We start from the raw sequence: 10462 nt of genomic DNA on the forward strand, positions 1-10462 counted from the left end.
ATGAGATCATAAACTGTAAAATAGATGTGCGGGATAGGAAAATATTCTGCACATTTATTTTTGCAAAGGAGATTGACAATTATGGGAAAAAGATTAGTGGCATATTTTAGTGCAGGAGGAACAACGAAAAAAGTAGCAGAAATGATTGCTAATAGTGCAAAAGCAGATTTATTTGAGATCGAACCAAAGATTCCTTACACAAAAGCGGACCTTGACTGGATGGATCAAAAATCCAGAAGCAGTATGGAGATGAATGATAAGAAATTCAGACCAGAAGTATTGGATACAGATACAGATTTCAATGCCTATGATGAGATTATTTTAGGATTTCCAATCTGGTGGTATGTAGCGCCCACAATCGTAAATACTTTTCTGGAAAAGCATGATTTTTCAGATAAAAAGATCATTTTGTTTGCTACTTCAGGTGGAAGCGGATTTGGAAATACCATAAGAGAATTAAAACCCTCTGCACCAAAGAGCATAATGGAAGAAGGAAAGATATTTAATAATGCGACGAAACAGGAAATCGCTCAATGGGCAGAAACTTTGCAGGATTGGAGAGAGACACTATGAAAAAAATTGTACAGACAGCAGGAAGAAATGCTTTAGAAGAATTTGCTCCCCAGTTTGCTCATTTTAATGATGATGTTCTTTTTGGAGAAAACTGGAATAATCAGGATATTGATGTAAAAACAAGAAGTATTATTACAGTAGTGGCGCTTATGTCCTCAGGTATTACAGATTCCTCTTTGAAATTTCATTTAGAAAACGCAAAGGAACATGGAGTAACTCAAAAAGAAATAGCAGCGATTATTACGCATGCTGCATTTTATGCAGGTTGGCCAAAAGGCTGGGCTGTATTTCATTTAGCAAAAGAAGTATGGGATGTGAATGAAGATGATTTCCCTTATGAAGATGAAGGAATGAGGGCACATGCCAGAGAAATGATATTTCCGATAGGGGCACCGAACGATGGATACGCACAGTATTTTTCGGGAAAGAGTTTTCTCGCTCCTGTTTCTGCTTCTCAGGTAGGTGTATTTAATGTGACCTTCGAACCGGGATGCCGAAACAACTGGCATATCCATCATGCAAAGAGCGGCGGAGGGCAGATACTGATCTGTACAGCCGGGCGTGGGTATTATCAGGAAGAAGGAAAAGAAGCGATTGAGATGAAACCAGGCGACTGCATCAACATTTTGGCAGGTGTAAAGCACTGGCATGGAGCAGCGCCAGATGAATGGTTTTCTCATCTTGCAATTGAGGTACCGGGAGAAGAAACGTTAAATGAATGGTGTGAACCGGTTGCAGACAATATATACAGTAAATTAGTCTAACGAAAAGGATATAACAAAGATTAAGAAAACCTCCATTTCATAAAGCTAGTGAAAAATTAGAAGCTACTGTTTTATATTGCAAAAAGATATGATAAAATTACAGCAAATAAAGCAGACTGACGGATTTTAATATGGTTTTTGGAATTCTATGAAGAGTTGTCCATTGGCTGTAAAATGTGGTTTTTATCATACTTCACAATACAATCCTGATACAGAGGAACAAAAATCGGATATGAAATTTTCATCAGATGGCAATTTAACTTTACATGGAGGGAAAATATGGCATCAAGTAAGGAATATCTGCAGTTTATTTTGGAACAGTTATCTGAACTGGAAGACATTACATATCGGGCGATGATGGGAGAATTTATCATTTACTATCGGGGGAAGATAATCGGAGGTATTTATGATGACAGATTATTGATAAAGCCGGTGAAATCAGCAATTTCCTATATGCCTGCAGCTTCTTATGAAAGACCTTATGATGGGGCGAAAGAGATGCTGTTAGTTGACGAAGTGGATAATAAGGAATTTCTGGCAGGTTTATTTCGGACCATGTATGATGAACTTCCGTCTCCAAAAGCAAAAAAGAAAAAATAGCCATATTAAAGGGGAAATTTTATGAAAAGGGAACTGGGAATCGCAAGATGTGGCCTTGCATGTTGTCTGTGTTCCGAAAATGTAAGCTGTCAGGGGTGTGATTCCGGGCAATGCCCGGATAAGGACTGGTGTGAAAACAGAAAATGCTCCATAGAAAAAGACTACTCCCATTGTTATAGCTGTTGTAATGAAGAATGCAGGAAGGGAATGCTGTCCAAAATAAAGCCTTATGGTTTTTCTTTATTTGCTAAAAGATATGGAGAGGAAGCCCTGCTGGATTGCCTGGAACGTAATGAAAAAAATGGTGTTGTATACCATCGGCAGGGAATTGTCGGTGATTATGATGAATTTGATGATGTAGAAGAACTGATTCGGTTTATTAAGGAGGGAAAGTGAGGGAACTCAGATTTCCGGTACATAAAGGGAAATAAAGTTAAAAAAATTTTTTTACACAGTAGGAGCGGCCAGCAACAATAAACAGAATTTTACAGGAGCTAATATTATATGAACCTGACATACAAGAGAGCAACCATTCAAGATATAGACATGTTGACAAAGACAAGAACAGAGGTACTGAGAGCAGCTAATCAGCTTTCCGATACAGTGGATATGAGTCATGTGGAAAGAGAGTCTTATAATTACTATAAAAATGCATTAAATAACGGTTCCCATATTGCGTATCTTGTTTTTGACGGAGATCATTTTATAGGGACTGGCGGTGTGAGTTTTTATCAGGTAATGCCTACGTATCATAATTCAAGTGGCAGGAAGGCTTACATAATGAATATGTATACAAAGCCTGAGTACAGAAGAATGGGAATTGCAGGTAAAACACTGGATATGCTGGTCAGAGATATCAAAATGAGGGGGATTACAGCTATTTCACTGGAAGCAACTGATATGGGAAGAGCCTTATACGAAAAATACGGGTTTGTAAAAATGGACCATGAAATGGAATTGCCAGAGGAACAATGGTGATAAACTTCCTAAATGTAGCCTGAGAGAGAAAAGATGATTTTTATAAGGATGTAAGAGCTATGAGAGATATTATGGAATGTCTGCAAAAGGAGATATACGAAAGATGCCAAAAAGAAACAAATAAATTTGGTATGGGATGCTACTATCATATTGCTTCTGTAGTAAAAAATGCAGAAATTCTGGCAGATAAATATGGTGCAGATAAGGAAGTGGTTATGATTGCCGGTTGGTTACATGATGTAGCCTCCATTACTGATTACAGACTATACGAACTTCATCATGTGCACGGTGCCCAAATGGCATATGATATCTTAAAAGGATATGGATATGATGCTCGAAAAATTCCTTTGGTGCAGGAATGCATTAAAAAGCATAGAGGAAGTGTGAATTTAGAGAAAAACAGCCTTGAAGAGCTGTGTGTTGCCGATGCTGATGCAATTTCCCACTTTGACAGTATACCTGATTTATTGTATTTGGCTTATGTTCAGAAAGGGATGGGAATTGAAGAGGGTAAGGAATTTGTAAAGGAAAAACTAAAAAGAAGTTTTCAAAAATTATCGCCAGAGAGTCAAAAATACTACAGGTCAAAATTTCAAAAGGTTATGGAAGTCTTAAACTGAAAAAGAGGCATTGAATTTATAAAGGAAAGAAAAGTGATTATACAAGTTGAAAATAACAAAGAAAAGGAAATGATATCTCGTACAATATTAGAAGCCTTGCCTGACTGGTTTGGTCTTCCTGAGGCAAGGGAAGAATACATTGTGAATAGTGTAAATCAACAGTTTTTTGCTGCAGTAAAGGAAGAAAAAACAATCGGCTTTCTTTGCCTTAAACAAACAGGGAAAGATACTGTAGAAGTGTCTGTTATGGGTGTACTAAAAGAATTTCATCGCCATGGAATAGGGCGGAAGCTGTTTATGAAGGCAAGAGAAAAAGCAATTAAAGACGGTTTTTCTTTTATACAGGTAAAAACCGTTCAGATGGGTCAGTATGATAATTATGACAATACAAATAAATTTTATATAAGCCTTGGCTTTAAAGAATTTGAAATATTTCCGACTCTTTGGGATGAGTGGAATCCCTGTCAGGTTTATGTAATGGCTTTATTATAAGTGCAGGGATAGAAGTTTTATAGATATACGGGGTGAATAGTCCTTGAAAGCTATAGGATCAGATAATCCATCAGACGAAATAAAAATATTTTGTTAATGCAAAACAGAATTAATGCTTGTATCTCAGATAGTATTATGTTAATATTTATTCATAAATTATGAAAGAAACTCAAGGAAAGGAACGGACTATGTACTGGAAAACACCTGAAATCCAACTTGAAAATGGTTGCAAAATGGCTGTTTACGGGGATAGTACGCTCTTTTTCAGGTGAAGGATACGAAGTAAACAGCGAAAACGCATTATTTTTATCCATATATGAGCAACTATCTCCTTTATCAAATGAATGAATATAATTTGAAAAGGAGATTTTTTATGCATAAATTTAATATAAAAAAACAGGTCGGGAAGCTATATGGCATTACGGCAATAGGATATTTCCAGATTGCAGGAGCCTCCTGGGTGGCTCTTCTTGCGGCAAGAGGATTTTCGCTTATTGAAATTGGAATCATAGAAAGTATTTTTCATGCTGTAAGCATATGTTTTGAGGTTCCATCGGGAGTAGCGGCGGACGTATTTGGACGTAAAAAGACCCTTGTTATAAGTCAGATCGTATCGCTGATATCCAATATTTTGATGATTTTTTCAGGCGGATTCTGGTCCACAGCGCTGGCAATGGGCTTTTCTGCTTTAAGCTATAATCTGTCATCCGGCACAAGAGAAGCGCTGGCATATGACAGCTTAAAGTATGTCGGACAGGAAGAAATATATAACAGATTTGCTTCTGCAGAAATGGCTCTTTACAGAATCAGCAGCTCAACGGCAACCTTATGTGCAGGGCTGGCGCTTTTTCTCGGATATAAGACAGCCTATGCAATTGACGTTTTATTCAGCATTGGAGCCCTGAGCATTGCATTGTGCTTAAAAGAGGTTGAAGCTGATTGTCAAAATACAGAAAAAAGGCAAGAAAGCATACTGGAAAAACTGAAAAACATAGTTCTGGAAAGCGGGAAATTTCTGCTAAATAACGGAAAAGCCAGAACTATTATGATCGTCAATTCTCTGATTGGGGCAGTTTCCACACTTGTGCTTTTTTTCCTGCAGGCAAAACTTCCAATGGCCGGACTGAATTCTCTGGCGTTGGGACCGGCTTTATTTATAATGGGACTGGGAGCAGTTGTGGGAGCCAGAATGGTTGCTTATTTTCCTCAATACAGCTATAAAAAACTGCTTACACTAAGTGCTTTTGGAGTTGGATGTGCTCTTGCAGCAGCCCTTACCGGGAATGTCTTGATTATGATCGCAGGTGGATTTCTGGGAGCGCTTGCAGATGATTTTCTGGAGGTAAAAACAGATGTGATTCTGAATGAAATGATTCCGTCCGAGCAGAGAGCAACCCTGATTTCTGTAGGCACTTTTATGTTTTCCATAGTAATGATTTTTTTATCAACGTTTATGGGGTGGATGCTTTCCTGAATAGGCTAAAGATATGGAAACATGGAGAACATTGTGATCCATATTTCTGCGACAGCAATATTTTTTCTAAACAGAGGACATCAGATGGGATGATAGGGGATTTCTTTTATAAATGATGCTTTGTATGATGAAAACGGAAAAGAAACAAAATACAGCGGCTGAATTATATGGTCTGCGGTGATATTCTGGAAATCAATGAGTAAACGAAAACTGCCGGCAGATCATTCTGCCGGCAGTTTGGCGTAGCGTTATAATTATTTTGCTGCAGCAGCCTCTGCAATCGCTTCAATTGGCGCCTGCTCTTCAAGAACAGAAACATTTTCAACGCTTTTATAGAATTTTTTTAATGCAATTTCTGTTTTTTGTTCTGCTGAAGATAAAGAGCATGATCAATAAGGCTGCTGGAAAAATAAGACCAATACCCATACCTGCGCGGATATTGTTTCCTGTATTTTGTGTTACACGCCCCACGATTGCCGGCCCGATGCTGCCGCCCAGATCGCCTGCCATGGCAAGCAGCGCAAACATGGCAGTTCCTCCCATGGGGAATTTTTGTGAGGAAATGCTGATGGTTCCGGGCCACATAATTCCAACAGAAAAACCACAGATAATGCAGCCCACAAGTCCTGTAAATGGTGAGGAGGACATGGAAGTGAGAAGGTAGCAGATCACGCACAGAATACCAGATCCTGTCATAAATTTCATAAGATCTATCTTATCTCCATATTTTCCAAAAATGATACGGCTGATGCCCATTGTAACCGCAAACATGCAGGGACCTGCCAGATCTCCGGCTGCTTTTGACAATCCCAAAGCAGCTTCTGCGTAAGCGGAAGCCCACTGCGCCATGGCAAGTTCTGAAGCGCCGGAGCAGATCATCAGACAAACTGCAATCCAGAATATAGGCTTTTGGAACAGTTTTTTTATTCCCATTCCTCCCCCTTCCTCTACCAGATGTTCGATAGGGCAGGTGGCAAAATTATAGATATTGACAGCAGGGATAAGGGCCCATAATACGGCCAGCCATTTCCAGTTATCCATTCCAAATACCATAAAAAACAAGGTGGAAATTAATATTGTCCCAACAGATCCCCAGCAATAAAAGGAGTGCAGCAGGCTCATGGTGGCTTCTTTGTTTTCAAAGGGACAGGCTTCCACAATAGGACTGCAGAGCACTTCGATAAGACCGCTTCCAATTGCGTATATGATCACGCTGCACATGATTCCAATAAAGGGATTGGGCAGGAGATCCGGCAGAAATGCCAGCCCTACAAGTCCGGCAGCAGCGCATATTTCAGAGCTTACAATACAGGTACGGTATCCGATTCTGTCTACATATTTTGCGCAGAATGCATCTACCAGAAGCTGAGTAAAGAAAAAGCATGTAGAGATCAGGGCGATATTTCCAAGAGAAATATCATAGTCATGGTGGAATTTTAAGAACAACAATGGAGCAAAATTAGCAGTAATTGCCTGTGTGATAAAGCCCAGATAACAGGCAAGCTTTGTCTTTTGATAGTTTGGCATAGCAGATTCCTTCCTTTTCCTGAATGTTGCATCAAATTTTTCTGTATTTTGGATTATATAATACAAAAGCAGGGGTTTCATTGATTTATATCTGATATTTATTGTATAATATCGTAAAACAGATCATGGAGGAATGATGATAGTATGGCATCTGATCAGCCTTTCAGCAAGATTGTCACAGATGAAAATTTAATGGAAACTGCTCAGCATGGCAGCAGAAATTATCCCTTTGCTTTTTATTATGAGGATTTATCTTTATTTGACTTTAACTGCGTGGAATGGCACTGGCACATGGAATTAGAATTTGTGTATATGGAGTCCGGGACCATGACTTTCTGGATTGGAGAAAAACAGTTTGTTTTGTCCCAGGGAGACGGATTATTTATTAACTCCAAAATCCTGCACCGCTTTTATTCATCTGACGGCGCAGTAATTCCGAATTTTTTGTGTATGCCTTCTTTTATTGCTGTGCAGGACAGTCTTATTTATAATAAATATATTTTGCCTGTGATTTCATCTTCTCTGGAATTTCAGATTTTTAAAAGAGAGGTTAAGTGGCAGGCCAAAGCTCTAGAGCTCATAAAACAGATCATTGCAGTTCAGGAAGATAAAGCCTTCTGTGAGCTTGCAACATCGTCCCTGGTTCAAAAGCTCTGGCTGGAGATATATGAAAATTCAGATATGAATAATGAAAAAGACAAGGTAAACGCTGCCGTTTCTTTTCAGGCGAGACTGCAGATCATGATGCAGTATATCCATGAAAATTATACTCATGATATCTCATTGGATGATATTGCCTGTTATGCAGGAATCAGTAAAAGCACAGTATTAAATCTTTTTCGTAAATATCTGCATATTACCCCCATTCATTATCTGATTCATTACCGGCTGAAGGAGGCTGCGCTTCTGCTTGTAAAAACCGAGAAAAAAATCGCTACGATATCAGATGAAACAGGATTCCATAACGTGGATTATTTTTGCAGATTATTTAAAAAGCATTACTGTCTGACGCCGACACAATACCGGAAAAAGAAAGCCTTATTTTAATTATGACATACAGGTGTCATATTTGGAGTGCTATATTAAAGGAGAGGGCAGAATATGAAGATTGAACGGCTCATTGGAATTTTGTCTGTTTTACTGCAGAAGGACATGGTGACTGCGGCTGATCTGGCTGATATGTTTGAGGTATCCAGGCGGACGATCCAAAGGGATATTGAAGATCTGTGCAGGGCAGGGATTCCCTTAATGACCAGACAGGGAACAGGCGGCGGTATTTCTATTATGGAAAATTACCGAATGGATCGGACTGTTTTTACAGCAAAAGAGATGAAGGATATTCTGACTGGTATTCACGGTCTTGACAGCATTCACAGAACAAACAAATACGGACAATTGATGGAAAAAGTCTGTGCAGGCTCTTCGGATTTTGTGACAGGAGATCAGAATATCCTTATTGACTTATCTTCCTGGCATAAAAAGTCTTTGATCCCTAAAATTGAAATTTTACGTACAGCAATTGAGCAATATAGAATCGTGAAATTCTTGTATTTTTCTCCGGAAAAAAGCACCAGAAGAAGGATTGAGCCGTATTATCTGATTTTTCGCTGGTCCAGCTGGTATGTGTGGGGCTGGTGCTGTAAATGTAATGAAAGCCGGCTTTTTAAGCTGAACAGAATGGAAGAACTGGAATTAACAGAAAATATTTTTGAAAAGCGTAAGGTATCTTTACCTGATTTTGATTATGAAAACATGTTCCCAGGAAGATTTCCAGTAAAGGCAGTTTTTTCGGGGAAATGCAGATGGAGGCTGGTAGAAGAGTATGGAAAGGACAGTTTCCAGGAGCAGAAGGATGGAACGCTTTTATTTTACTGGATATTTTCAGATAAAAATCATCTGATCAGATGGCTTCTGACCTTTGGAGCCGATGTAAAAGTTCTGGAACCCTCAGAAATCAAAGAAGAGATAAAAGCAGTAGTGGAGCAAATAAGGAGAAATTATCAGGAGGAATAGAAATGGCATTTGATTATAAAAAAGAGTATAAAGAGTTTTATCTTCCACCGAAAAATCCGGGAATCATTGAAATACCGGAAATGAATTATGTGGCAGTTCGGGGAACCGGGGATCCTAATGAGGAAAATGGAGAATACAAAAAAGCAATAGGACTTCTTTATGGAATTTCTTTTACGATTAAGATGAGTTACAAAGGTTCTCACAGCATTGAAGGATATTTTTCCTATGTGGTACCGCCGCTGGAAGGACTCTGGTGGCAGGAGGGCAGCCGGGAATGTATTGACTATGGGCACAAGGATGCCTTTCAGTGGATTACCATGATACGTCTCCCGGATTTTGTAAAAAAAGGTGATTTTGAGTGGGCAGTAAAGGAGGCATCTGCTAAAAAGAAAATGGATTTTTCCAAAGTGGAATTTTTTACTTATGAAGAAGGAATCTGTGTACAGTGTATGCACATGGGCAGCTACGATAGTGAAATGGAAACCATTCAGAAAATGAAAAAATATGCCAGTGATCAGGGGTATGAACCAGATTACTCCCACCGTTTCCATCATGAAATTTACCTGAGCGATCCCCGTCGGACAGCAGTGGAAAAACTGCGTACAGTTATCCGAAATCCGGTCAGAAAAATAAATGACAGAAGATAAAAATAATTGTCTCAGAATGGTACAACAGGCTACAGGAGAAAGAGGAATGGATCAGCCAAAAAAAGAATGCAATATTCACCACCAGGGTAATGATATATACTGGATGGGGAAATTACAGCCTGTTACCAGATTGGAAACATGAAAATCCATACAAATACTTTCCTTTTTCTGGCTAATGCTATAGTATACAGAAAAAAGGAGGAGTACAGCATGGCATTAAGTGAAAATATTAAGAAATTACGGGAAGAGAAGAAATTTACTCAGCAGCAGCTTGCAGACAGGCTTTATGTGTCGAGACAGACAGTTTGCAGATGGGAAAATGGTTCCAGATGTCCGGATCTGATTACTGCAAAGCAGCTGGCTACGGAACTGAATGTAAGTCTGGATGAACTGATTTCTGATGAAGATGTAAAGGATTACCAGAAAAATTATGGAATATGGAAATCGGAGAAAGTAAGATCCAGGAAGAAGCTTCAGGAACTTCAGAAGAAAACATTATCTTTTATAGAAATTATCGGGGCGTTATTTCTGACAGCGACAATATTTTTTCGTGTTCAGATGCATCAAAAAGTACCGGAATGGTGTACGATAGTTTGTCTTTGTGTTGTGTTAGGAGCTGTTGTGCTGAATCTTGTGATTTCCCGGAAACTGAGAAAGATAGAAGACCTTTGAGGATTGTAATTCCTGAGACAGATGATATAATTCATTAGGAAAGTATCAGATTCAGAGTTGACAAAAAGAGCAGTTCTGCAATAAATCGGAACTGCTCTGAAT

General features: G+C 38.9%; 13 protein-coding genes. 12 read left to right on the forward strand and 1 reads right to left on the reverse strand.

Annotation, left to right across the window (positions count from 1 at the left end):
• The first annotated feature begins 81 nt into the window (after positions 1 to 81).
• From NSA57_RS14045 to NSA57_RS14080, 8 genes are all read left to right on the forward strand, one after another.
• Complete coding sequence (locus tag NSA57_RS14045) at positions 82 to 573, forward strand: flavodoxin (RefSeq protein ID WP_257465157.1); 492 nt, start codon at positions 82 to 84, stop codon at positions 571 to 573.
• Positions 570 to 1337 carry a carboxymuconolactone decarboxylase family protein gene (locus NSA57_RS14050; RefSeq protein ID WP_257465158.1) on the forward strand — a complete coding sequence of 256 codons (768 nt, stop codon included), beginning with the start codon at positions 570 to 572 and terminating at the stop codon, positions 1335 to 1337. Before NSA57_RS14045 ends, NSA57_RS14050 begins: the two co-directional genes overlap by 4 nt.
• Before the next feature lie 279 nt (positions 1338 to 1616).
• Positions 1617 to 1937 carry a TfoX/Sxy family protein gene (locus NSA57_RS14055; protein ID WP_257465159.1) on the forward strand — a complete coding sequence of 107 codons (321 nt, stop codon included), beginning with the start codon at positions 1617 to 1619 and terminating at the stop codon, positions 1935 to 1937.
• 21 nt (positions 1938 to 1958) lie between these two features.
• Positions 1959 to 2333 carry a DUF3795 domain-containing protein gene (locus NSA57_RS14060; protein WP_257465160.1) on the forward strand — a complete coding sequence of 125 codons (375 nt, stop codon included), beginning with the start codon at positions 1959 to 1961 and terminating at the stop codon, positions 2331 to 2333.
• Between the two features lie 108 nt (positions 2334 to 2441).
• Positions 2442 to 2915: a GNAT family N-acetyltransferase gene (locus tag NSA57_RS14065; protein ID WP_257465161.1), complete on the forward strand. Its 474-nt coding sequence runs from the start codon at positions 2442 to 2444 to the stop codon at positions 2913 to 2915.
• 59 nt (positions 2916 to 2974) lie between these two features.
• The gene (locus NSA57_RS14070) at positions 2975 to 3535 is read left to right on the forward strand and encodes an HD domain-containing protein (protein WP_257465162.1); all 561 of its coding nucleotides are present in this window, start codon (positions 2975 to 2977) and stop codon (positions 3533 to 3535) included.
• A 33-nt stretch (positions 3536 to 3568) separates the two neighbouring features.
• Entirely contained in the window at positions 3569 to 4027 is a 459-nt protein-coding gene (locus NSA57_RS14075) for a GNAT family N-acetyltransferase (RefSeq protein ID WP_257465163.1), read from the forward strand.
• 373 nt (positions 4028 to 4400) lie between these two features.
• Positions 4401 to 5501: an MFS transporter gene (locus NSA57_RS14080; RefSeq protein WP_257465164.1), complete on the forward strand. Its 1101-nt coding sequence runs from the start codon at positions 4401 to 4403 to the stop codon at positions 5499 to 5501.
• Positions 5502 to 5831: 330 nt separating this feature from the next.
• Here NSA57_RS14080 and NSA57_RS14085 read toward each other — a convergent pair whose 3' ends face one another.
• The gene (locus NSA57_RS14085) at positions 5832 to 7028 is read right to left on the reverse strand and encodes an MFS transporter (RefSeq protein ID WP_257465165.1); all 1197 of its coding nucleotides are present in this window, start codon (positions 7026 to 7028) and stop codon (positions 5832 to 5834) included.
• 144 nt (positions 7029 to 7172) lie between these two features.
• On the opposite strand from NSA57_RS14085, the gene NSA57_RS14090 reads away from it, so the two are divergent.
• From NSA57_RS14090 to NSA57_RS14105, 4 genes are all read left to right on the forward strand, one after another.
• Positions 7173 to 8075 carry an AraC family transcriptional regulator gene (locus NSA57_RS14090; protein WP_147599061.1) on the forward strand — a complete coding sequence of 301 codons (903 nt, stop codon included), beginning with the start codon at positions 7173 to 7175 and terminating at the stop codon, positions 8073 to 8075.
• A 54-nt stretch (positions 8076 to 8129) separates the two neighbouring features.
• Positions 8130 to 9041: a helix-turn-helix transcriptional regulator gene (locus tag NSA57_RS14095; RefSeq protein WP_147599060.1), complete on the forward strand. Its 912-nt coding sequence runs from the start codon at positions 8130 to 8132 to the stop codon at positions 9039 to 9041.
• A 2-nt stretch (positions 9042 to 9043) separates the two neighbouring features.
• Entirely contained in the window at positions 9044 to 9688 is a 645-nt protein-coding gene (locus NSA57_RS14100) for a GyrI-like domain-containing protein (RefSeq protein WP_257465166.1), read from the forward strand.
• Positions 9689 to 9898: 210 nt separating this feature from the next.
• On the forward strand, positions 9899 to 10360 hold the full coding sequence (locus NSA57_RS14105; protein WP_138271417.1) for a helix-turn-helix domain-containing protein: 462 nt from the start codon (positions 9899 to 9901) through the stop codon (positions 10358 to 10360).
• Positions 10361 to 10462: the final 102 nt, after the last annotated feature.

The sequence above is a fragment of the Blautia caecimuris genome (genome assembly GCF_024622975.1).
GTDB lineage: Bacteria > Bacillota > Clostridia > Lachnospirales > Lachnospiraceae > Blautia_A > Blautia_A caecimuris.

Bases quoted from the DNA above. Each gene is read 5' to 3' on its own strand.
- NSA57_RS14045 (WP_257465157.1), top strand. From the start codon at position 82: ATGGGAAAAAGATTAGTGGCATATTTTAGTGCAGGAGGAACAACGAAA.
- NSA57_RS14050 (WP_257465158.1), top strand. From the start codon at position 570: ATGAAAAAAATTGTACAGACAGCAGGAAGAAATGCTTTAGAAGAATTT.
- NSA57_RS14055 (WP_257465159.1), top strand. From the start codon at position 1,617: ATGGCATCAAGTAAGGAATATCTGCAGTTTATTTTGGAACAGTTATCT.
- NSA57_RS14060 (WP_257465160.1), top strand. From the start codon at position 1,959: ATGAAAAGGGAACTGGGAATCGCAAGATGTGGCCTTGCATGTTGTCTG.
- NSA57_RS14065 (WP_257465161.1), top strand. From the start codon at position 2,442: ATGAACCTGACATACAAGAGAGCAACCATTCAAGATATAGACATGTTG.
- NSA57_RS14070 (WP_257465162.1), top strand. From the start codon at position 2,975: ATGAGAGATATTATGGAATGTCTGCAAAAGGAGATATACGAAAGATGC.
- NSA57_RS14080 (WP_257465164.1), top strand. From the start codon at position 4,401: ATGCATAAATTTAATATAAAAAAACAGGTCGGGAAGCTATATGGCATT.
- NSA57_RS14085 (WP_257465165.1), bottom strand. From the start codon at position 7,028: ATGCCAAACTATCAAAAGACAAAGCTTGCCTGTTATCTGGGCTTTATC.
- NSA57_RS14090 (WP_147599061.1), top strand. From the start codon at position 7,173: ATGGCATCTGATCAGCCTTTCAGCAAGATTGTCACAGATGAAAATTTA.
- NSA57_RS14095 (WP_147599060.1), top strand. From the start codon at position 8,130: ATGAAGATTGAACGGCTCATTGGAATTTTGTCTGTTTTACTGCAGAAG.
- NSA57_RS14100 (WP_257465166.1), top strand. From the start codon at position 9,044: ATGGCATTTGATTATAAAAAAGAGTATAAAGAGTTTTATCTTCCACCG.
- NSA57_RS14105 (WP_138271417.1), top strand. From the start codon at position 9,899: ATGGCATTAAGTGAAAATATTAAGAAATTACGGGAAGAGAAGAAATTT.